The sequence below is a fragment of the Microcoleus asticus IPMA8 genome (assembly GCF_013179805.1).
In the GTDB taxonomy this organism is placed as follows: Bacteria; Cyanobacteriota; Cyanobacteriia; order Cyanobacteriales; family Microcoleaceae; genus Microcoleus; species Microcoleus asticus.
Genome location: NZ_SRRZ01000041.1, coordinates 1 through 22,847 on the forward strand (window position 1 = coordinate 1; position 22,847 = coordinate 22,847).

The 22,847-nt window shown below is 46.1% G+C and carries 20 protein-coding genes and 1 pseudogene; 15 read left to right on the forward strand and 6 right to left on the reverse strand.

What is annotated here, in order from left to right:
- Positions 1–465: 465 nt before the first annotated feature.
- From E5S67_RS12880 to E5S67_RS12895, 4 genes are all read left to right on the forward strand, one after another.
- The gene (locus tag E5S67_RS12880) at positions 466–1,140 is read left to right on the forward strand and encodes an amino acid ABC transporter permease (RefSeq protein WP_172187737.1); all 675 of its coding nucleotides are present in this window, start codon (positions 466–468) and stop codon (positions 1,138–1,140) included.
- Between the two features lie 17 nt (positions 1,141–1,157).
- Positions 1,158–1,811 carry an amino acid ABC transporter permease gene (locus tag E5S67_RS12885; protein WP_172187740.1) on the forward strand — a complete coding sequence of 218 codons (654 nt, stop codon included), beginning with the start codon at positions 1,158–1,160 and terminating at the stop codon, positions 1,809–1,811.
- The gene (locus tag E5S67_RS12890; RefSeq protein WP_246276762.1) at positions 1,751–2,752 is read left to right on the forward strand and encodes a transporter substrate-binding domain-containing protein; all 1,002 of its coding nucleotides are present in this window, start codon (positions 1,751–1,753) and stop codon (positions 2,750–2,752) included. The genes E5S67_RS12885 and E5S67_RS12890 overlap by 61 nt, the downstream gene beginning before the upstream one ends.
- A 74-nt stretch (positions 2,753–2,826) precedes the next feature.
- On the forward strand, positions 2,827–3,615 hold the full coding sequence (locus E5S67_RS12895; protein ID WP_172187744.1) for an amino acid ABC transporter ATP-binding protein: 789 nt from the start codon (positions 2,827–2,829) through the stop codon (positions 3,613–3,615).
- A 146-nt stretch (positions 3,616–3,761) separates the two neighbouring features.
- Here E5S67_RS12895 and E5S67_RS12900 read toward each other — a convergent pair whose 3' ends face one another.
- Positions 3,762–5,066 (reverse strand): J domain-containing protein, encoded by a 1,305-nt coding sequence (locus E5S67_RS12900; protein WP_172187746.1) that lies wholly within the window; start codon positions 5,064–5,066, stop codon positions 3,762–3,764.
- A 32-nt stretch (positions 5,067–5,098) separates the two neighbouring features.
- On the opposite strand from E5S67_RS12900, the gene E5S67_RS12905 reads away from it, so the two are divergent.
- From E5S67_RS12905 to E5S67_RS12930, 6 genes are all read left to right on the forward strand, one after another.
- Entirely contained in the window at positions 5,099–5,257 is a 159-nt protein-coding gene (locus E5S67_RS12905) for a hypothetical protein (RefSeq protein ID WP_172187748.1), read from the forward strand.
- A gap of 12 nt (positions 5,258–5,269) precedes the next feature.
- Positions 5,270–8,386, forward strand: a complete 3,117-nt coding sequence (gene polA / locus E5S67_RS12910; RefSeq protein ID WP_339382857.1) for a DNA polymerase I — start codon at positions 5,270–5,272, stop codon at positions 8,384–8,386.
- 35 nt (positions 8,387–8,421) lie between these two features.
- A complete protein-coding gene (locus E5S67_RS12915; RefSeq protein WP_216670407.1) occupies positions 8,422–9,342 on the forward strand; it encodes a DUF1698 domain-containing protein in 921 nt (306 codons plus the stop codon).
- Between the two features lie 70 nt (positions 9,343–9,412).
- Positions 9,413–9,985 carry a thermonuclease family protein gene (locus E5S67_RS12920; RefSeq protein ID WP_172187750.1) on the forward strand — a complete coding sequence of 191 codons (573 nt, stop codon included), beginning with the start codon at positions 9,413–9,415 and terminating at the stop codon, positions 9,983–9,985.
- A 524-nt stretch (positions 9,986–10,509) separates the two neighbouring features.
- On the forward strand, positions 10,510–11,031 hold the full coding sequence (locus tag E5S67_RS12925; RefSeq protein ID WP_172187752.1) for a hypothetical protein: 522 nt from the start codon (positions 10,510–10,512) through the stop codon (positions 11,029–11,031).
- A 344-nt stretch (positions 11,032–11,375) separates the two neighbouring features.
- Positions 11,376–13,091, forward strand: a complete 1,716-nt coding sequence (locus E5S67_RS12930; protein WP_172187754.1) for a sensor histidine kinase — start codon at positions 11,376–11,378, stop codon at positions 13,089–13,091.
- 114 nt (positions 13,092–13,205) lie between these two features.
- Here the strand turns inward: E5S67_RS12930 and E5S67_RS12935 are convergent, their stop codons facing one another.
- A complete protein-coding gene (locus tag E5S67_RS12935) occupies positions 13,206–13,349 on the reverse strand; it encodes a type II toxin-antitoxin system Phd/YefM family antitoxin (RefSeq protein WP_246276763.1) in 144 nt (47 codons plus the stop codon).
- A 517-nt stretch (positions 13,350–13,866) separates the two neighbouring features.
- Between E5S67_RS12935 and clpB the strand changes: the two genes are divergently transcribed.
- Positions 13,867–16,482: an ATP-dependent chaperone ClpB gene (clpB, locus tag E5S67_RS12940; RefSeq protein WP_172187756.1), complete on the forward strand. Its 2,616-nt coding sequence runs from the start codon at positions 13,867–13,869 to the stop codon at positions 16,480–16,482.
- Positions 16,483–16,594: 112 nt separating this feature from the next.
- On the opposite strand, the gene E5S67_RS34015 is transcribed toward clpB, so the two are convergent.
- Positions 16,595–16,720 carry a ribbon-helix-helix domain-containing protein gene (locus tag E5S67_RS34015; protein ID WP_172187758.1) on the reverse strand — a complete coding sequence of 42 codons (126 nt, stop codon included), beginning with the start codon at positions 16,718–16,720 and terminating at the stop codon, positions 16,595–16,597.
- 15 nt (positions 16,721–16,735) lie between these two features.
- A pseudogene (locus E5S67_RS12950) lies at positions 16,736–17,944 on the reverse strand (RNA-guided endonuclease InsQ/TnpB family protein); the annotation flags it as partial.
- Positions 17,945–18,385: 441 nt separating this feature from the next.
- Between E5S67_RS12950 and E5S67_RS12955 the strand changes: the two are divergent.
- The gene (locus E5S67_RS12955; protein ID WP_172187760.1) at positions 18,386–18,616 is read left to right on the forward strand and encodes a hypothetical protein; all 231 of its coding nucleotides are present in this window, start codon (positions 18,386–18,388) and stop codon (positions 18,614–18,616) included.
- Between the two features lie 163 nt (positions 18,617–18,779).
- Here the strand turns inward: E5S67_RS12955 and E5S67_RS12960 are convergent, their stop codons facing one another.
- Positions 18,780–19,442: a hypothetical protein gene (locus E5S67_RS12960; protein WP_172187762.1), complete on the reverse strand. Its 663-nt coding sequence runs from the start codon at positions 19,440–19,442 to the stop codon at positions 18,780–18,782.
- Positions 19,443–19,464: 22 nt separating this feature from the next.
- Here E5S67_RS12960 and E5S67_RS12965 point away from each other — a divergent pair, with 22 nt between their 5' ends.
- Positions 19,465–19,629 (forward strand): hypothetical protein, encoded by a 165-nt coding sequence (locus tag E5S67_RS12965; protein WP_172187764.1) that lies wholly within the window; start codon positions 19,465–19,467, stop codon positions 19,627–19,629.
- A gap of 44 nt (positions 19,630–19,673) precedes the next feature.
- Here E5S67_RS12965 and E5S67_RS12970 read toward each other — a convergent pair whose 3' ends face one another.
- The gene (locus tag E5S67_RS12970; RefSeq protein ID WP_172187766.1) at positions 19,674–20,699 is read right to left on the reverse strand and encodes a YihY/virulence factor BrkB family protein; all 1,026 of its coding nucleotides are present in this window, start codon (positions 20,697–20,699) and stop codon (positions 19,674–19,676) included.
- A gap of 150 nt (positions 20,700–20,849) precedes the next feature.
- Between E5S67_RS12970 and E5S67_RS12975 the strand changes: the two genes are divergently transcribed.
- Positions 20,850–21,485: a hypothetical protein gene (locus tag E5S67_RS12975; RefSeq protein WP_172187768.1), complete on the forward strand. Its 636-nt coding sequence runs from the start codon at positions 20,850–20,852 to the stop codon at positions 21,483–21,485.
- 309 nt (positions 21,486–21,794) lie between these two features.
- A complete protein-coding gene (locus E5S67_RS12980) occupies positions 21,795–22,781 on the forward strand; it encodes a mechanosensitive ion channel family protein (RefSeq protein ID WP_172187770.1) in 987 nt (328 codons plus the stop codon).
- Positions 22,782–22,847: the final 66 nt, after the last annotated feature.

The window sequence follows — 22,847 nt, forward strand, 5'->3', positions numbered from 1 at the left end:
CATCTTTCACCGATCGCGTCATTGGTTTTCTCACCGGATGGTCTTGGATTTTACATTCTTTATCTCTATCACATCTTTAAAAAAATGGTATAACGATAACGCCACAGGGTCTCATCAGAGCATTAATAATAGGATTACCTAAGAATGTAATGAACGTAACAGAAGCGATTTATTAAAGCTTGCATACTGTACGCAATTATTCAACCGAGACGTTAAATAGCTGAAATCCTCTCCCCAAGTCTTTCTCCCTCGGGCAGACGGGCACAAAACCCCGAGAGGAGCAAAGCCCCTTATCTCCGATCCGATCGGCTATGAGGTTAAAACGTTCGGCGTTAGGTGAGTCAATTACTTTGGCTAGGTTCCTAGAAATTAATAGATAGGATTCTCTGCTCGCTGCGAGCAGTCTTTAGTGATTGCTTACGTCTTATCTCTAAACTTTCATACTCTTTCAGTACCCAAATACTTATGAGCTATCAGTTTGATTTCTCCATTGTCTGGGATAATCTTGCTTTGCTATTTGCAGGTGCATTAACGACCTTCAGGATATCAGTTATCGCGATCGCATTCGGTCTAGTCATAGGCATTATTGGAGCAGTCTGTAGAACCTCTGACAACAAAATCCAAAATGCGATCGCTTTAGCCTACGTGGAGGTTATTCGGAATACCCCGTATATCATCCAACTGTTTTTCATCTTCTTTGGGATGCCAAATTTGGGCATCAAGTTAACGGCAGAGCAAGCATCAATCTTGTCACTTGCTTTAAACTTTGGTGCTTATTCGACCGAAATTGTGCGGTCTGGAGTCGAGAGCATTACCAAAGGTCAAACGGAAGCAGGAATGGCACTTGGCTTCAACAAGATATCGGTTTTTCGGTACATCATTCTGATGCCTGCCTTGGCGAATATTTATCCGGCCCTGATCGGACAGGTGATTTTGGCAGTGTTATTTACGAGTGTTGTGTCTCAGATTGCCACGGAGGACTTAACTTTTGCAGGAGATTTTCTCAATTCTCGGACTTTTCGCAGTTTTGAGGTTTACTTTGCCATATCGCTCATTTATTTAGCGATCGTTTGGACGATCAAAGGAATTTCCTATCTCATTGAGCGGCGATTTTTTAAGTTTGCACAGTATCGACGATAGTTAATTGGAAAGATAAAATGAATGGATTTACAGTACCGCAGATATTCATTAACTTGGTGGTGGCGGCAAAATGGACAATTATCTTGTCTATCATCGCCTTTGTTGTAGGCGGAATTGTTGGTTTTTTATTGATGCTGATGCGGATATCTCCCAACAAGTGGATTAAAGGCTTAAGTCTGATCTATATCGAGTTCTTTCAAGGAACACCATTACTCTTACAGCTTTTTCTGGCATTTTTCGGTATGTCGGTGGTTTTTGGGATAAATTTATCGCCACTTGCAGCCGCTACCATTGCTCTGACGGCTTTTACCAGTTCATTTCTAGCAGATATCTGGCGCGGCTCGATAGAAGCTGTTCCTGCAGGACAGTGGGAAGCTGCCTCAGCGTTGGGGTTTGGCTATTCTAAACAGCTAGAGTTAATCGTTCTGCCCCAAGCGCTTAAAATGTCGATCGCACCGACTGTCGGCTTCCTCGTGCAGGTAATTAAAGGGACTTCGCTGGCATCAGTAATTGGGTTCTCTGAGGTATCTCGTGTCGCTTCTGAGATTAATAATGTCACATTGAACTCACTCTTGGTCTTTTCGATAGCTGGTCTAATTTATTTTATTCTTTGCTATCCGCTATCTCTTTGGAGTCAGCGGTTGGAGAAGCAACTCAACTACAAATCATAGAAATATCAACCAGAGGGATATTTGGAGTGTTGCTGATGATGAAAATATTTAAGGAATTGATTCCCAACAAATGGCATCGGGCGATCGCGTTATTTCTCGCCAGTTTGATTCTGACTGTGAGCATTGCTGCTTGCTCAAGCCCAACTAAGTCCATAACCTCAATGGCTGTGTTTAACCCTTCGGCAGTTGTACCTCCTAAGGGCGATCCAGATAAAACTTTAGACAAAATCATGGCAGCAGGAGCGATCAAAGTAGCAGTTCCCAATGACTTTACGCCGTTTGGATCGATGAGTTTCGATATGCAGCCGCAAGGCTATGACATCGATGTGGCAAACGAGATCGCCAAGGCTTTGGGAGTCAAATCGGAGTTAGTGCCTGTGATCGGCAACTATCGCATTCCGTTTCTTCAGACCGATCGCGTTGATATCGTGATCTCCAGTTTGGGCAAAAATCCAGCTCGCGCCAAAATTATTGATTTTTCCAAGCCCTATGCGCCATTTTTTTCAGGGGTGTATGGCAGTCCAGATATCAAAGCGCCCTCACTCAACGATCTAAAAGGACGATCGCTTGGCGTTGCTCAAGGTTCTTTAGAAGATTTAGAAATTTCCAAGCTATCGCCAGACCAAGCGCCTCTAGTCAAACGATTTTCTAGCAACAGTTTAACTGCATCTGCTTTGATATCAGGTCAAGTAGAACTGATTGCTACTGGGAATGTCGTCGCTGCCAAAGTAATTCGCGATAATCCCAATATCAAAATTGAAAACAAGTTCATCATGAAAAACTCACCCTGCTATGTCGGTGTTCGTAAAGGAGACCTAAAGCTAGTAGCAAAACTTGACAACATTATTGATGACATGAAGCAGTCTGGCAAATTAAATGAACTTTCGTTGAAATGGTTTGGCGAGCCGCTGCCAGACTTGACCCCTCCTCCAGCAACTTAGGTCAACGGCAAATCAACAAAACGAATCAACGATCGATCTCGAATTCCCAAACATATCTCCAGGAAAATATTAAAATGTACGACTCCCAATCTAGCGCCAATCTAGCCACCGGGTTAAGCAATCGCTTAGAGCCAATCATCATCGCTAAAAATGTCGAAAAAACCTATAGCAATGGGTTTCATGTACTCAAAGGAATCAGCTTGACTGTAAATAAAGGCGAGGTGGTGGTGTTAATGGGGCCATCGGGCTCTGGCAAATCCACCTTTATTCGTACCTTCAATGCGTTAGAACCATACCAAAAAGGCAGCATTGAGATTGATGGGACGCTGATTTCGCACGATGCTAAAAACATTGAAATGGTGCGGCGCGAGGTGGGGATGGTGTTTCAGCAATTTAACCTGTTTCCTCACCTGACAATTTTGGGCAATGTCACTCTAGCGCCGCTCCACTTGCGCGGAATGTCTAAACCAGAGGCTGACAAGTTGGGCATGGAACTGCTGGAGCGAGTCGGGATTGCTCACCAAGCAAACAAATATCCCGGACAGTTGTCGGGTGGTCAACAACAACGGGTGGCGATCGCTCGCGCTCTAGCCATGCGTCCTAAAGTGATGCTTTTTGATGAGCCGACTTCAGCCCTTGACCCAGAAATGGTGCAGGAAGTGTTGCAAGTAATGCGAGGTCTGGCGGATAGCGGCATGACGATGGTTTGCGTTACCCATGAAGTAGGCTTTGCCCGTGAAGTCGCCGATCGCATTATCTTCCTAGCTGATGGTGTGCTGGTGGAAGATACTACTCCCGATAAGTTTTTTAACAATCCTTCTAACGAGCGGACAAAGAAATTCCTGTCACAGATTTTACATTAATTATTGATGGAAATGGAGAATTGGTAATTGGTAATTGGTAATTGGTGGTAATTGGTGGTAATTAGTGGTAATTAATTGGTAATTAATTGGTAATTGGGAATTGGTAATTTTCCCTAATGACTGATGACTGATGACTGATGATTAATTCAAAACATACGATCGACCAACCAACTTCCCAGCCACAGCCCGAAACCGGAAGTAGCCACCAACAGGGTAAACGTGTAAAGCCCGCTACCAGTGTGGATCGACCTTTCTCCAGCTACCATCCGCGCCACAACTCCAGCAATAATCCCGATCGCAGCCCAAGCGCCATAAACAGTCTTAGACCCGGCAAAGATCGAGGCTTGGGCGATCGCCCCCGAACCCGCCCCAGCCCAAGCCCCCGCCCACGCCCCAATCCCCAGCCCGATCGCACCTCCGAACCCGACGGGGCCGCCAGAATTCACGGCTACTTCCACCGCCAGCCCGCACGTCAAGCCGACAATCGCCCAACACACGGCCGCCACCAACGCCTTGACCCAATCCCCAGAACCCGTTCCAGCCATCAATCCCACCACGGTCACCACTCCCGCTACGGCTAAAACTACAGCCACAGCCCGAGACTCTGCCTCGGAACTGGCGATCGCCCCCAAACCTGCGCCAACTGCGCCCCAAGCAGCCCCCGTCACCGTTCCTCCCGCCTTAAAACCGGCGATCGACCCCCCCACCGCCCCCGCCAAAACTAACGCCGCCAGCCACACTCTGGGCGTTGCCGAACCCTCGGCTACCAAAATCGCCGCCCACAGCCAATCTGCACCGCAGATTAAAGCCCACATCCACAGCGGGGCGGTTGATACCGTCAAAATCCAACCGGTCAAAGCGTAACTCGCCACGGCGATTGCCAGCGGCCCCCAAGGAAAGCTTGAATAGTTTTGAGATGGCCGCGGTTTTGAGTATTGAGTTGAAAATTCTTTTTTTCTTTTCGACATCAGCTTTGGATAGTTTTGAGATGGCCGTGCTTTCCTCGCCACGCTTCGTCCAACTTGCTTTCTTCCCCGCCACGCTTGGCGATTTTGAGCTGTAAATCGTTTCTTGCTTGAAGAATTCTTTTGAGTTGGAAATTTTTTGGAGGCGGCTTTTGGGCGGGTTTGACTGCGCCCAGAACCAGGCCTGGCGGCTGATTTTCCAGAACGCCTTCTCAGCGGTTTTTCAGGCGCAGGGGGTGGCGGCTGCTGAAACTGTTTTTCGATCGACCTCGATGATTCAGGCTGACTCAGAAACAACACCAACTGCTGGTAAGCTTCATTAATTTCTGTTAATCTTTGGTGAGCTTTTTGTTGCAGGCGATCGTTGTGGGCAAACCGATCGGGATGCCACACAAACGCTAAATCCCTGTAAGCGCGCTTAATTTCTTCTAGGGAAGCTCCCGGCTCAATTTCGAGGATTTCGTAGCATCGATTAATGTCAGCCATAGGCTTCGATCGGCTGGTGTTGGTAAATTTGCGTGAAGCGAAGCTATCCCGTAGGGAATCGTACTTCACATCTTCTACTATTCTCAGCCAAGCTGCACATTAAGCCGATCGCCGATCGAGTGTCAAGCGTCCTCAAGTCTGCGGGCCATCCTTCCGGTCGATCGATGCAGACTGACAACTGGCTACAATGAGAAAATCCTTTCGTGCGATCGGTAACTGTGTCTGTGTCGGAAAATCAAGCTCCCACCTTCATCCTAGTTGACGGCCACTCCTTGGCCTTTCGCTCCTACTTCGCCTTTGCCAAAAGCCGAGATGGGGGTTTGCGAACTACGACGGGCATTCCCACCAGCGTCTGTTTTGGCTTTCTCAAGTCGCTGCTGGAAGTAATGGCGGCCCACGACCCCCAGTACATGGCGATCGCCTTTGACCTCGCCACACCCACATTTCGCCATGAAGCAGACGAAACTTACAAAGCCGGTCGTGCCGAAACTCCCGAAGATTTTATTCCCGATATCAAAAACCTGCAAGAACTCCTCAGCTATTTGAATTTACCTGCCATAACTGCTCCCGGTTTTGAGGCGGACGATGTTTTGGGAACTTTGGCAAACAAAGCCAGCGCGGCCGGTTATCAGGTCAAAATCCTCACGGGCGATCGAGATTTGTTTCAATTAGTAGAAACCGAAAAACAAATCAGCGTATTGTATTTGAGTACCGATGAACTCAGGCGATCGGGAAAAGGCAAATCCCAAGAATACGGCCCGGAAGAAGTCAAAGCCAAACTCGGCATTTTGCCAGAACAAGTAGTAGATTACAAAGCCCTCTGCGGTGACAAATCCGATAACATTCCCGGAGTCAAAGGCATCGGCGACAAAACCGCCCTGCAACTGCTGGAAGCTTACAATTCCCTCGACGGAATTTATGCTGCTATAGATGAAATTAAAGGCGCAACTAAGAAAAAGCTAGAAGAAGGCAAAGAAGCTGCTTATCATTCTCAACGCATGGCGACAATTGTCCAAGACGTGCCCTTAGAAGTAGATTTAGAAAATTGCCAGCTCAAAGGTTTTGATGAATCCGCCTTGATTCCCATGCTGGAAAAATTGGAATTTAAGACATTTTTAGGGAAAGTAAAGCAAATTCAAAAACGGTTCGGCGGTGTAGAACAACCATTGGAAAAGGGCGGGGAAGATGCCCACCCGACAATCAATTCAATCGACAGTGGAACAGGCATCTTGCCTGTTGCTTTGGGCGGGGAAGATGCCCACCCCACAATCAATTCAATGGAGAGTGGAACAGGCATCTTGCCTGTTGCTTTGGGCGGGGAAGATGCCCGCCCCACAATAGATAAGTCACCTCCAACATCTGAAAGTTCAGAACACGAAGACGACGACTTGTGGTTTTTTAGTGCCGCAGAAACTAAAGCGGCCCAGCAGGAAAATAAACTGCCAATTCAACCCAGAATAATTCAAACAACCGAACAGTTAAACGAATTAGTCCAACTGCTGCAAACCTGCACCGACAAAGCCTCACCCGTGGCGTGGGATACCGAAACCACCGCGATCGAACCGCGAGACGCCGAATTAGTCGGAATTGGGTGCTGTTGGGGAACCGGCAAAGAGGATCTCGCTTACATTCCCACGGGACATAAAACGGGCAAAAACTTAGACAAAGCCACAGTTTTAAATGCTTTGCGTCCGATTTTGGAAAGCGAGAATTATCCCAAGGCGCTGCAAAATGCTAAGTTCGATCGATCGATCCTGCGCTGTCAGGGAATCAAACTAGCCGGAGTCGTCTTCGACACCATGCTAGCCAGTTACGTACTCAACCCAGAAACTAGCCACAGTCTCAGCGAATTGTCAAGGAAATACTTAGGCATTGTCGCCAAAAGTTACAATGAATTAGTGCCGAAAAACAAAACAATTGCTGACATCAGTATTCCGGCGGTAGCCGACTACTGCGGCATGGATGTTCACACCACATTTGGGTTAGTAAATAAACTTAGAGCAGAATTGGATAAAGCTGATGAAGCTAACTTTCCGGGAAAGTCTCTACATCGGTTGCTGCTGGAAGTAGAACAGCCCCTAGAACCAGTTTTAGCAGAAATGGAATACTGCGGAATTCGCATTGATTCAGCATATCTGCAAGAATTATCGCAACAGCTAGAAAAGAGCTTAAAAGAAATAGAAGAAAAAACTTATCAAGCAGCGGGGAGAAAGTTTAATTTAGGTTCCCCAAAACAACTCAGCGAAATATTGTTAGAAAAAATCCCGGATGAGTTTCAGAAAAAGTCTCGCAAAACTAAGACGGGATACTCTACAGACGCCGCTGTATTGGATAAATTGCAAGGAGACCACCCGATTGTAGACGATTTATTAGAACACCGAACATTATCCAAGTTGAAATCAACTTATGTCGATGCTTTGCCGCAGTTAGTTCGTGCTGATACCGGGCGAGTGCATACAGATTTCAACCAAACTGCAACGGGTACGGGAAGGCTTTCTTCTTCCAATCCAAATTTACAAAATATTCCCATCCGCACCGAGTTTTCGCGACAAATTCGCAAGGCTTTTTTGCCGGAAGCAGGTTGGGTGATGGTGTCGGCTGACTATTCTCAAATTGAACTGCGAATTTTGGCTCACTTGAGTCAAGAACCTGTGTTAATTGAAGCTTACCAAAATAACCGAGATGTGCATACCGTGACTGCTCAACTGCTGTTTGAAAAGGAGGAAGTAACGCCGGACGAAAGACGGTTTGGCAAGACGATTAATTTTGGAGTAATTTACGGTATGGGGGCGATTAAATTTGGGCGATCGATGGGCAAAACTTCAGCAGACGGTAAAAAGTTTATTGAACGATTTAACCAGCGTTACAGTAAAGTATTTGAATATTTGGAGAAAGTAAAAAAAGAGGCGATCGCCCTCGGATACGTCACCACAATTCTAGGCCGCCGTCGCTACTTGAACTTCGAGAGCGAAAGCATCCGCGACTTAAAAGGCCGCAATCCCCAAGACATTCACTCTGATAGACTTAAATCTCTCAGCAGAGATGATGCCCAATCTTTGCGGGCGGCAGCCAACGCTCCCATTCAAGGCTCTAGTGCTGATATCATTAAACTTGCCATGATTGAGGTACACAAAATTTTGCAAAACTATCAGGCGCGGCTGCTGCTGCAAGTTCACGACGAATTAATCTTTGAAGTACCTCCCGATGAATGGGAAGAATTGCAGCCGAAAATTAGAACTGCGATGGAAAATGCTCTGCCACTTACCGTACCGCTGATAGTTGACATCCACGCCGGGCAAAATTGGATGGAAACTAAATAGACAGCAGCAACCGCACTTTTGGGATAAAAAACAAGATGATGACAGCCGAAACACAAACTTTGTGGCAGCAGTTAAACGATTTAAAAAAACGCGCCACCGATTTAAACTTGCGCTTTTCTCAAGCAGCTCAAAAACTGCAAGACAGCGGCACTCCTTTATCCGAAAGCTTGGTTGAAGAATTAGCCGTCTACCGCCAAGATTTTGACAAGCTATGTGCCAAAACTCAGCAATTGCCAAGCCCGCAAGCCGCACCTGCGGAGATTGTTTCTTTACAAGATATCGAAAGATTGCTGCTAAAAGCAGAAGTAGCAAAAATTCCCACTTGGCATCACTGCATTGACCTCGGTTGCGGAGTCATCACTCCGGGTGGCGGTAAAACCTCTTCTCCCCAAACAGAAGAAAAAATTGGACTTCCCGAAAGTTTAGCAGGAATGACTGTTTTAGATGTCGGTGCTTGGGATGGATTTTACTCTTTTGCCGCAGAAAGGCGCGGGGCTAAGCGCGTTTTGGCTACAGATTCCTTTGTTTGGCAATCCCCCGATGTTGGCAAAGGAGGATTTGAGTTGGCGCGCAGAGTCCTCAAGTCTCAAGTTGAAGATATGGAGATAGACGTGCTCGACCTTTCGCCCGAGAAAGTAGGGGTTTTTGATTTGGTTTTGTTCTTGGGAGTGCTTTACCACATGAGGCATCCCCTGCTGGCTCTCGATCGAGTTTTCAGCGTCACCGGCAAGCAGTTAATATTAGAAACTCACGTCGATATGCTTGATTGTCAAAGACCGGCAGCGGCGTTTTACTGTGGCGGCGAACTGAATAATGACCCGACGAATTGGTTCGGGCCAAATGCTCTGGCGGTGAAAGGGATGCTGGAAAGTGCAGGATTCCGCGACATCAAAGCTGTTAATATTTCGCAAGCTAGCGGTACGTGCGCCCGGATGGTTTTTCACGCTTGGCGTTAGGGAAAGACTGAAAGTGCGATCGGTTAATTAAATTCACCACATAAATGTAAACTAAGAGACACACCGAACTATGAGCCAAACTAAAATCGCCATTTTCCCAAAAATAAAAACCTTAAGTGCAGTTGCTCTGCTATTGCTACTATTCGGGTGTCCGCAAAAGCTAGCGCCCAACAACTATCCTGTAAAGCGAGTCAGCGACGGCGACACCCTTGTTGCTAGCGATGCCGCTGGGAAAGATATAAAAGTGCGTTTTGCCTGTGTAGATGCACCGGAAGTCGCGCACACCAATGCTGAGAAAAATAGCAAAGCAGCAGCAAAAAAAAATCAATTTAAGTGGGGAAACCTAGCGCACCAAAGAATGCAGCAGCTAGTCAAACAAGGGGGCGGTCGCATTGTTTTGACCGTCACCGATACTGACCGCTACGGCCGCAAAGTTAGCGAAGTTCGCTTGCCAAACGGCACCTTTGCCCAAGAAGTTTTGATCCGCGAAGGATTAGCAATGGTTTACCGTCCTTACTTGAAAAACTGTCCGAGTGCAAGTCTTCTGGAACAAGCGGAGGCCGAAGCTAAGAAAAATCGCCGCGGCGTTTGGGGAGATTCTAAGTTTGTTCCCGCGTGGAAATTTCGGAACAGTGATACATGATGGAAAGAAGGAAGAAGCCCGATGGAAGCCGGAAGAAGGAAGAGGGTAAAAGTCCGAACTAACTCTTGCCTTCGGAGTTTTTTTCGTCTAGTACAGCCACAAGTTTCAACCTATTTGTATATGGACAGGGACAGGATTATGTTATTGACATGGAACCTGCGAACCTGTATCAGAGATGTACAGTCTTGGGCTCACTCAGGTCTTGTTAAACCCGGTCTATACCATAAATCTTAGGTTTAGCTGCTCCGCATCCGCTGAGAAACTGGTTGCTCAGCGGATGCGGAGCGTCCTAATTTAGTACAATAGAAGTAGGACGAGGTTTTGCTCGTACCGCCCGCAATCTGTGGAGTTTCGGCGATAGCTGACGCCAGATTCATCTAAAACCAGACATGAGTTCGATCGCACTTTGATCGGAGCTTTTTTTTTGAAAAGTCAACAAATGTGATAGGCTCCAGATAAATCAATATACTGCTGACAAAAGCGGTCTATTGCAATCACCCAAAAATTAACTTTACCGGACATCAATGAATATCAAACATCTGGTTATTTCCGGCATGGCCCTGCTCCTCGGTACTGCAATCGTAGGAAATGCTATTGCTCAAGAACTGACCGACGACCAAAAAACGGTTGTTTGTCGCTTGAAAACAGAAGTTGACCAGCGGAAAAGCAACGGTCAAAAATTAGTATTTGTGCCGTTGCTGGGTCAAGTTCGCAAGCAAGTTTCATCTCCTTTTAGAGCGACGCTGCATCCTAATGTGGAGTATGTTTTTGTTGCCACTTGCGACGGAAATTGCCAGGATTTAAACTTATCTCTCAAGGATGCCAGCGGTCAGGAAATAGCTGCGAGTCAAAAGACAGGCGAACTGGCGTCAATCTCTTTTACTCCCCCATCCCAAGGCGAATATCAAATCAGTGCTAAACCGGGCGAATGCACGAAGGCAGAGGGTTGCAGTTACGGCCTGGGAATCTTCGTTCCTGCCTCTGCAAACGTACCTAATGCTTCAAGAATTCCTGCTGATATAGCACAATTTCGACTTTGCCAGTAGAGGAACAGCGATAGAGTTGTGGGTTGCGAGTAGAGTAGAGTTTTGAATCAGAAATCTAACTCATAACTTGCAACTTATAACTCGCCACTTATCTCGCAACCGCGCCCGACGGTGAGGACGTTCTTAATTAATGAAACCTTGCCTTTGACTGTTTCTTCCTTCTTGCTTCGGCTATAATTTGTTAGGCATAGCTCCTCCAAACTGTCAAGCCGATCGAGCCGTGGAACCCTGCAAAGACCCCATAACTGCCGAAATCGGGCCTGAAACCAGAACTTTATTTACCCTCACGCAGGCATCAATTAGAATATAGATGGTGCCTCTCAAAGGTGACGAGTACATTGCCCATGTCTTTAACCTTAGCCTTGAAAAATCAACTGCAGAACCTTCCTCAATTAGGGTTAAAAAGTCTGTTGGGCCGCTTGGGCATCAGGCAGAAAATCGGCTGCGGATACGCCTTGGTCATTGGTATTGCCGTTTTGGGTGCTGTGGCCGGACGGGGAGTAGAATCCTATCACAAACAGCAAGTTAGAGAAAAACTCGCGATCGACCGAGATAAAGCGGAAATCCTGACAAACCTCAATAACACGGTGCAGGAAGTCAGAATTCACCAGCAAGAGCTCGCGAGTCTGACGGCAAAACCGCAAATTTTCGATCGCCAACGCTCGGAGTTCCTGACTCGCGTTGCTCAGATGAGCGGCATCCTCGAACAACTGCAAACCTTTCCACCGACGAAGAATCCCGAGATTGCCAAAGACTACCAACTGCTTCAACAGTTCGCTCAAACCCACGGCAAAACCGTAGAATCATACTTTCAACAAGTACAAAAATTGTTGGCAACTGCGAAATTATCTGGTTTAAATCCAAAGCAGCAGCAGGCTTTGGGGCGGAACTTGAACAATTTTGTGGCTGGCGAAACTGCTATAAAACTCAAAGTGTTTTCCGAGGATTCAGCCAAACTGGCCGGCAACTTTCGCGAGAAAGCAGATCAGGCATTTAGAACCTACGAGGAAGCAGAACAACTTGGAACTCTGATTCTGGTGTGCTCTCTAGCAGTATCCGCCGGTATCGCAGCCTTACTTGCACGATACACCAGCGCGGCGATCGCCCGCCCCTTAGAAGCCACCACCCTCATCGCCCAGCGAGTTACCGAAGAATCAAACTTTGATTTGCAAGTACCCGTCACTACTTCCGACGAAGTGGGAAGGCTAGCAATTTCGCTCAACGAACTCATACAGCGGGTAGCAGAATATACAGAAGACTTGCACGAAGCAAAAGTAGCAGCCGAAGCTGCCAACCGCTCCAAAAGTGCATTTCTCGCCAACATGAGCCACGAACTCCGTACACCCCTCAATGCCATCATTAACTACAGCGAAATGCTGCAAGAAGATGCTCAAGATTCCGGTTCCGAAGATTTTCTCCCCGACTTAGAAAAAATTCAAACCGCAGGCAAACACCTGCTCGACATGATCAGCGACATCCTCGACATTTCCAAAATAGAAGCCGGTCACGTCACCCTTTATTTAGAAAACTTCGACGTGGCGACCATGATTGAAGAAGTGATGACTACGGCTCAACCGCTAGTAGAGAAAAAAGGCAATGCTTTAGCACTGAAAACCAAAGGCGAACTCGGCACAATGTATGCCGACCAACCGAAAGTGCGGCAAATTCTTCTCAACTTGCTCAGCAACGCTGCCAAATTTACCGAGAAAGGGGTCATTACTATCGGCGTCGAAAGAATTATAATTGAAAAATCAAGATCGGCGAAACAAAATAAAAATAATGATTTTTACTCAGGTTCAAACTACAACTCTCAAGTTTTAATGTTTCGAGTCAGCGACACCGGCATCGGGATGACGGACGAACAATTGGAACAGATATTCAAACCTTTTACCCAAGCTGATGCCTCGACTACCCGCAAATACGGAGGGACGGGTTTGGGACTGACAATTAGCCAGCGTTTGTGTCAAATTCTCGGCGGCGAAATTAGCGTCGAAAGCCAGGACGGTAAAGGTTCCACTTTTATTGTCAGTCTCCCGGAACGGGTGGTTATGCAGGCATGAGGGAAGTTCGGCAACGGTTTCTGTAACGGATTTAAGCGATCGATGGATGGAAGTTCGGCCACAGATTCTGTTAGATTGAGGGTTAAATTGCATACTAATCGCCACCACAACCCTCTATAATCCTAACTTTCTCTTCACCTCTGCTAAGGGCACAGAAGGCTGATTTGCATCTTCCTCTTTGGTCGCCCTCAAGTCCATCAAATCTTCTATGTCAGCAATTAATGCTTGCAGTGCTTCAAATTCTTCGTAACGTATCACTGCAAATTATTTTTTGCCGTTATTGGTAATAAACTCACGATGTAACTGAATCATGGATATTTCTTCCAGGTGTTTAAGAGTAAGCATCTTTTCGATGTTTGACGCGGTAGATTACCAAAACATCTTCCTCAATTTCAAATAAAACTGGGTAATCTTTTACCCGCCGCCGATATTATGGCTTATAGTTTGTTAAGCGTTTCATATCCCCCGTCAAGTTATTTTACATCAACTCAATATTAGTCAAAACTCGGATTTGTACTTCCGCTGGCAAAGATTCTAAATCTTCGATCGCTTTCGGCTTAAACTCAACTTGCTAATTCATCAAAGTGCAACTTTTAGGCACGACAGTTTCCTTTTCCCTGCGCGACACTGCTACATAGGACGGAAATACCTATCTACAGAGAGGGGAACACCGATCCGATCGCCCGCCACTAACTCCCTACAATGACAATTGTACGAGGAATCAAGCAATTGCCTCTACAGCAGCCATCATTTTTAATGCAGGGAATTAAAATTTATGCAACCAAATAATCCAAACCAATTTACTGAAAAAGCCTGGGAAGCCCTCGCCCGCACTCCCGAACTCGTCAAAGCAGCTCAGCAGCAGCAGCTAGAAAGCGAACACTTGATGAAAGCTTTGCTGGAACAAGAATCGGGACTCGCTAGCAGCTTGTTTAACAAAGCTGGAGTTTCTGTAGCAAAATTGCGCGATCGAACTGATGAGTTTATCAGCCGCCAGCCCAAAATCACTGGAAGCGGCGGCAACGTTTATCTAGGTCGTTCTCTCGACACTTTGCTCGATCGCGCCGACACTTACCGAAAAGAGTACGGCGATGAATTTATTTCGATCGAGCATTTGATACTAGGTTACGTTAAGGACGATCGCTTCGGCAGAAATCTACTACAAGAATTTAAACTAGATGAAGCCAAGCTCAAAGATATTATTGCCCAAGTCCGGGGGAACAACAAAGTGACAGATCAAAATCCAGAAGGCAAATACGAAGCGCTGGAAAAATACGGCCGAGACTTGACTGAAGCCGCGCGTCAAGGCAAACTCGATCCAGTAATCGGACGGGATGACGAAATCCGCCGCACCATTCAAATTTTGAGCCGCCGCACCAAAAATAACCCGGTATTGATTGGGGAACCGGGAGTCGGCAAAACTGCGATCGCCGAAGGACTCGCCCAGCGAATTATCACCGGAGATGTGCCACAATCTCTCAAAGACCGACAATTAATTAGCTTAGATATGGGCGCTTTAATTGCAGGTGCAAAATTCCGGGGAGAATTTGAAGAACGCTTGAAAGCAGTGCTCAAAGAAGTTACCGACAGCAACGGCAAAGTCATCTTATTTATCGATGAAATTCACACTGTTGTCGGTGCTGGCGCAACTCAAGGATCGATGGATGCCGGCAACTTGCTTAAACCCATGTTAGCGAGGGGAGAATTGCGCTGTATCGGCGCTACAACTCTCGACGAATACCGCAAGTACCTCGAAAAAGATGCGGCACTAGAACGCCGTTTTCAACAAGTTTATGTTGACCAACCGACAGTTGAAGATACTGTCTCGATTTTGCGGGGCTTGAAAGAACGGTACGAAGTTCACCACGGTGTGAAAATTTCTGACAGCGCCCTAGTGGCGGCGGCTACTTTATCTACTCGATATATTAGCGATCGCTTCCTTCCAGACAAAGCCATTGACTTAGTGGACGAAGCAGCAGCTAAACTCAAAATGGAGATTACCTCCAAGCCGGAAGAACTAGACGAAATCGACCGCAGGATTTTGCAGCTAGAAATGGAAAGACTGTCGCTGCAAAAAGAAAGTAACTCTGCTTCGATGGAACGCTTGGAAAGACTGGAAAAAGACTTAGCCAACCTCAAGGAACACCAAAACGGTTTGAATGCCCAGTGGCAATCTGAAAAAGGTGTCATCGGCAGCATTCAAAAGATTAAAGAACAGATTGATAAGGTGAATATTGAAATTCAGCAAGCTGAATTAAAATATGACCTGAACCGCGCTGCTGAGTTGAAATATAGCAAGTTAACCGAATTGCAAAAACAACTGCAACAAGCTGAATCTCAACTGTCAGCAACTCAAACCACAGGTAAAAGTTTGCTGCGGGAAGAAGTTACAGAAGGTGACATTGCCGAGATTATTTCCAAGTGGACGGGAATTCCGATCAGCAAGTTAGTTGAATCGGAAATGCAGAAACTTCTGCACTTGGAAGATGAATTGCACAAGCGGGTAATCGGACAGGATGAAGCGGTGACGGCGGTTGCAGATGCAATTCAGCGATCGCGCGCAGGTTTAGCCGATCCCAATCGTCCGGTTGCGAGTTTTATCTTCCTCGGCCCGACGGGTGTTGGTAAAACCGAGTTGGCGAAAGCATTAGCCGCTTATCTGTTCGACACCGAAGAAGCGATCGTGCGAATTGATATGTCGGAATACATGGAAAAACACGCGGTTTCGCGGTTAATTGGTGCGCCTCCGGGATACGTCGGCTACGATGAAGGCGGACAATTAACTGAGGCTGTGCGCCGCCGTCCTTACTCCGTGATTCTATTCGATGAAATAGAGAAAGCGCACCCGGATGTCTTCAACATCATGCTGCAAATTTTGGATGACGGCCGCGTTACCGACGCTCAAGGTCACACAGTAGACTTTAAGAACTCTGTGATTATTATGACATCGAATGTCGGCTCTCAATACATTTTAGATGTGGCGGGAGATAACGAACTAATGCGCAGTCGGGTGATGGAAGCGATGCGGGGAACTTTCCGCCCAGAATTCTTGAACCGGATTGATGAGATGATTATCTTCCACGGTTTGAGCAAGCGCGAATTGCGGCAGATTGTGCTGTTGCAAGTCAAGCGCTTGGAAAAACGGTTAGCTGAACGCAAGATGTCTCTGAAGCTGTCGGAATCTGCGATCGATTTCTTAGCAGAAATTGGTTACGATCCGGTTTACGGTGCGCGGCCTCTGAAGCGGGGAATTCAACGCGAGTTGGAAACGCAAATGGCGAAGGGTATTTTGCGGGGAGATTTTGCTGACGGCGATACCATTTTTGTGGATATCGAGAATGAAAGGTTGGCGTTTAAGCGGCTGCCGGCACAGTTGGTAACTGCGAAATAATATGAGTAGGGTGGGCTGCGGCCCACCTTATTTTTTGAGGGGCGATGGTTGTTTTTTTAACCGCAGATGTAGGCGGATGGACGCGGATGGACGCGGATGGGATTGCTCTTTTTTAATTATGGCGATCGCTTTCTGATTTATCTTTTTTCTGTTCTTGGCGTTCTCTGACTGCTTTAGCGGCCACATGGGAAAGCAGGTTTGCGATCGTTCTATCTTCCTCTTCGGCCCATTCGGACAAGGCTTGTTGACACTCTCAGGTCTGAAGACGCTGAGATTCTACTGACAGAGCAGGCTTAGGTAATACCCAAAGTCTAACTCTCGCTACGGTAGTCAAACACCGTCTATTCAGTTGGTTGAGGTTTACACCCAACTTACTGACTACTTTTCTGAGAATATTCGCCGAACCATTTAGGTCTGCATTTATCACTGTTCCGTCACCAGATTGATACAAGCCACGTTTAATTCGTTTTCCAGATGCTTTCCACTCAGGCGGTTTTTCACCATACTTGGGCAGGGAGTCTCCATCAAGAAAACTGGATTGAGAGGTGTACGCTTCTTCAGTTTCAGTAAACCTAATACCGTGTAAATTACACAGTTGATTTAATCGGTCTTTCAATTTTCCTAAAGGCATTTGAACAAACTTCTGATTGTTCAACTTGCCCATATGGGCATTGGATTTAAAACCTTGGTTCCATCCAATTACTAAATTGCCGATACCATGTTTCAAACAGTGCTCAACAATTAACTTGGCAGCTTTGTTAATACCATCACGCATTTGGTGATTGCGTTTCCGGGTCACACGGTCTAACCAATTGTCCCAATAGCCTGAAGGTTTTCCTTCTTTTCTAGTGGCCACTTTCTTGTTCCATAATTGATTCATCGCTTTCATAGCCCGAGCATCAATCAAGAAGGAATTCCCTAACGTATCAACGCAAGCTGCTAAATTATCAGCAGTTCCTAAATCTATAGACAACGCTTGATTGTTATCTAAATCGTGTTGTTGCAGTTCCACATCATAAGACACCTCAAGGTAAAAAGCACCATTTTTAGGAACAATTGTAAACTCTTTAACCTTTGAAAAATCCAGGTGTGAGGGCATAGGTAGAAAGAATTCGGAAATTCCAAACCATCGCTTAACTGTTAAACCCAGAGAAAATCTCAACTGATTGTTAATGAGTGTAGGTTTTAATCCTCCAGAATTTGGATAAGCTACTTTAAACAATTTAGACCCTTTTAGGTAGCCTGGGGGCTTGGGTCTAAAATGCAATTGACCTTTGAAGTACAAAGTTCTTAACTCTTTAAAACCTTTAAAAGCTTCCGTGACCGACATCAACGTCTGCTGCATTGGTGTTGATGGCAACGACTTAGCAACCATTGACTTTGAAACTGACGGTTCAAAGGATAAGTCGAATTTTCCGGTTAAAAGTTTTCCGGTTTTAAAAAAGGTCTGGCGAGCTAAGTAAACACCGCTGTTTTACAGCTTGCCAGATTGCTGACAAAGGTAATTCAACAATACCTTAACGTCTTTCTCAGGAGACAGCAATATTTTCTGCACTCCCATTGTTTTTTTGGCTTTAGTCACCTCTGATTTCCTGAAGATTGGTTGATTAGTTGAGTTTAGAGGGATACAGTAAATATGTCAAGTCGTGTCAATAAAACTTTATGTTGCTATTACCTGAACTAACGGATGTTTTTCGTTAGCAACCAAGTTGCTTAATAGCCGTTCTAGTCATTATTTAAGGATCCAATTCCCGAACGTATAAAAAAAGCTGCCGTCTTTATGAACTAGCAGCTATTTTTATACGTTCGGCTAATTAAGAAAGAACACGGTAACTAAAGTCCTCCCTGTCGCTTCCCTCTAAGGACTGAAGTCTCTGAGTTTCCCGCATCCCGTGTTATTTTTATGACATACAAAGAACGCTTGTGTTGTTGGGCGATCGCCCGTCTGTTACCCTCTGAGCAATGGATGATCGTTGCCCGCTTCCGCAGTCGTTCTGATGCAGACGGGCATTTTCAGTTTTTGCGACAAACTATACCTCACGTTAAGTTTGAGGTTGTGTTCGATTTAAGCGGGGAAACTCACCGTTTATCGGCGTTGGGCAGCCCTTCCAATCCCGTCACCAGCGCGTTATAAATGGTAATTTTTGAGGCGGTTTCAGTTAACTAAACATTGGCGATCGCACTTTTTTTGATAAGGGCGATCGTCCTTCCTTTCTTGAGTCCCCCTCTACTAGGACGATAGTTTCTGTACAAGCGATTTCAATTGCCGAGTTATCTGTTGGGCTGTTTCTACTAACTTACTTCCGCACCATCACAGAGCGAATCACAGCATTCGGCTGATATTTATTAGTCTGATAAAATCCCCCTTGACCAGCGCCATAAACCCCCGCAAATTGTTTGCCTTCAGCCTTGGGAACAAACATAATGTTTCTAGTGGGTTGCTTGGCAAATACAACCCCTTCTCTCGATTCATTATCCACGTTATAAGATAAAGTAGCTTTGCCGTAAATAGCCTCGGCTTGTTTCAGAGTCATTCCCGGCCCGACGCCCTGAACTGTTTTATAATTAGAATTCTCAGTCATCAAAAGTTCAATGACATCCGTATCTTTTAGCTTTGTACCTGCAGGATAAATAATCCGATATTGCACTTTTCGCGACTGGCTGACTGCCACAGCATCAAAGTCTACCATAAAAGGAGACTCTACCTTAAACTGCGCCGTGGAACCCAGAGCTTTTTTCAATTGTCCGAAAGTCATCCCTACCTTCGCCGCTCCAATTGTGCGATCGGAAATTGTTAAACTGGCAGCAGGCGTTTTTTGAGCAGCCTTTGCCGCTTCTCCCAAGACATTGGTAGCCCTAGGCGCAATAGCGGAACCCGGAACCGAAATTAAGGTGAGGTAACTGCCGATCGCCAATAAAACAGCTATCATTGATCCAGACAAAACTTTAACATTCAACATGGCTAATTCTCCTAGATTTCAAATGCGACTATCTACCCGCATCTTTTTGACTATCCTGGGCTTCACCCTCCTAGTTTGGATTCTCAGAGGCGTTGGCATCTTGACATTCATTCCCGGTGCTGTTATCTGGATACTGATTTTGTTGTCTTTTGTTGCGGGTATCCTCAGCACTTTACTCCGTCGTTAAGCCAGCGTCCGGCAAATAACAATTAACAATTAATAATTAATAAATTATTTTAATTTGGATTGTTTCATTGCCTTTCCCACTGTCACATTCAACTGAGCGCCGATTAGCATCACCAAAGAAGAAATATCGAGCCACAGCAGCAACACAATAAAAGTTCCGATCGTGCCGTAAGTCCAACTGAAATTGCCCCAATGCCAAACATAAAACCGAAATAAAGCTGAAAACAGCGCCCACAAAATAGCAGCAAAAACAGCTCCAGACAAAATAGGAATATCTGGTTGACGGCGGCTCGGCCCGTAGCGGTAAACAAAGGCAAAAGCCAGTGAGACAATTCCCAAAGAAATCGGCCACCGCCACAGCCGCCAAACACCTAACAGTTGCGACTCCAAAGGGCAATTGCCGGCAAGCAGCAAGCAATTTTGAACATCTTTTAAATCGCAAGTGGCGACGGACTCCAGCAGGCAACTCTGGCGGGCAATAGCTTGTACAATTAAGTCGCTGACAAATACTACTCCCGATGCCAGAATTAATAGTATAATTGTGCCGATACTCAGCGCCAGAGAAATAAGTTTTGCTTTCCAAAATGGTCGAGTTCGATCCCTCGGAATTTGATGGATGCGATCGAGTGCAGCCATCGCCGCGCTCATTACTCCAGAAAATACCCAAATCGCCCCAAGAAAGCTCACCGAAAACAGCCCTTTACTGCGAGTCAACAGAATTTCTTTGATTAAGCCACCAATCAAATTCCGAACGTTATCGGGTATAACTTCGCCCAAAAGACGGGCGATTTGATAAAGTGTTGACTGCAAAGGTTCAAACAGAGCGATCGCAGATAAGATAGCCAACAGCCCCGGAAACAGCGCCAGCATAGAATTGTAGGCCATTTCCGCAGACAGCCCCGGCAAGCGCTGTTCTCCTGCCTTCGCGCCGACCTCCTTGAGCGTGCCCCAAGTCAAACACCGACAAAACAGCCAAAAACCACCAAATTTTTTTTTGAGAGATCGAAGCAGCCTCAAAAATACCTGAAACAAAGCTAAAATCAGGTAGCGCAACCAGTAAAAAATGTTCATAGCGCACAGGAGACGGGGAACTAGAAAATGGAAAATGAATGCAGGACGATCGCGCAACTGGAAATAAGCAGCGTTACTTAATTAAGCCATTACCAATGCGCCATTGTTAATCTAAAATCTAAAATCTAAAATCTAAAATCTAAAATCAATATGGCTCAGGATGTCAGACAGTGGTTAGATGAAATTAAGCGGCTGCAACAGCAGTTAACAGAAGTTTCGCGCGATCGCGATGAGGCCGGTGAAAGTGCGGCTCAGTGGCGGCAACTCTACAATACCGAAGCCGAACAGCGGCGGAATGATGCCAAATTAACTCAGCAAAGCATCGCTTCTCTGGAAGCACAAATAGAGCAATTACAAAATTTTTCGCCCCTTGTACCCGAAGGCGACGATGCTGGAGTTGCCCGACAGCAGGAAGTCGAACAACTGCAAACAGTAGGCGAACTTAAAGCTAAGTTAGCAGAAGTTCTCGAAGAGCGCGATCGGGCGATCGAACAAGTTAAACAACTGACTCAAGCCCTGAAACAAGAAGAAGCCCGCCACGCCGAAACTAGCAAAAATTTAACTAGCGCTCTCGGAGATGCCGTTGACTTGCTCACGAAAGCCCAAAATCCTGCCCCTGCAAAAACCGAGACAGTATATTCTTTGGAGATAGTACCTACTCGCACTGCAAATCCTGGCGAAACTGCTCTGGAAATACGCCAAACTTCAGCCCAAACAGGTAAAAATCCCGCGCAGCTTCCACCTTCTAAAAATCAGTTACTCGATCTACCACCATTTGGGAATTAGGAGCTAAAAATTCAGGAATTGTCGGCAGGGCGAATCCCCTTAGCAGGTGCGATTTAGTCAGCGATTCCTTGTTTTTGTTTTTCCTGCAATTAAGCAGCCTTAATTCATCGGCTTCTTTATTATTCCCCATCTACAGATGGTTTACTAATCGATGTAACTGTACTATACGCCAACCTATAATCCGCATTCAAAATTTTGAAAACAGCTAAAAAATATTGCTCGCGTCGTATTAATCTACAGTCTTTAGATAGAACTTAACCGAGCTAAATTTTAGTAGTATCGAAAACGACTGATGTGTGAGGAAACTTCATGAAGGCAGAGATATCCGCAGTCTGGTTAAAGATGGAGAGCATGATCGACGGCTTGATTATCATGTTGCCCAATATTGTGCTGGCGTTAATTGTCTTTGCAATCTTTTTCTGTGTGGGCGGGGCAATTAAGAGAGCGGTCAGGCGGGTAACCCGCAACCACCACCAAGCACGAAATTTGGGGTTGGTGTTAGGACGGTTGGCGCAGGGTACGATCGTTCTAGTTGGCCTGTTTGTTGCGCTTTCGATTGTAATTCCCACATTTAAGGCTGGCGATTTGATTCAACTGCTGGGAATTAGCGGGGTGGCGATTGGTTTTGCCTTTCGCGATATCTTGCAAAACTTCTTAGCCGGTATCCTAATTCTGTTGACGGAACCGTTCCGAATCGATGACCAAATTGTGTTTAAAAACTTTGAGGGAACCGTAGAAAATATTGAGACCCGCGCTACAACAATCCTAACCTATGATGGTCGCCGGATTGTCATTCCCAATGCCGAATTGTTTACGAATTCGGTGACAGTAAATACCGCTTTCGATAAACGCCGCACGGAGTACGATTTTAGTATTGGTTACGGCGACGATATTGACTGCGCCAAGCAGTTAATGCTGGAAGCATTGTACAGCGTCAATGAGGTGTTGAAAACTCCTGCACCCGATGTGCTGGTGCTTGAGCTAGCAGAAAGTACCGTCAAGATCCGCGTTCGGTGGTGGATTTCTCCGCCGCGCCGAATTGACGATATGCGATCGCGCGACAAGGTAATTTGTGCTATTAAAAAAAAGCTTGTGGAAAACGGCATCGATTTGCCTTATCCTACGCGACAAATTTTGTTTCACGACCAAACCGAAGAAACTGATGGCGATCGCTCCCAGCAGCGCGAAGGATGGCCCGCTGGTAAAAGTAAAGTTCCGAAACCTCGTCGTATGGGCCGCTCTTTGCGAAGATTTACCCAAGGGCGATCGCAACAAGACGGCAACGGAAAATCTTAACCGCCTCACAAGTCATGAAAAATGTCAAGTTGAGCAAACTTTGGGATTCGCTGCACTTCGCTCGTG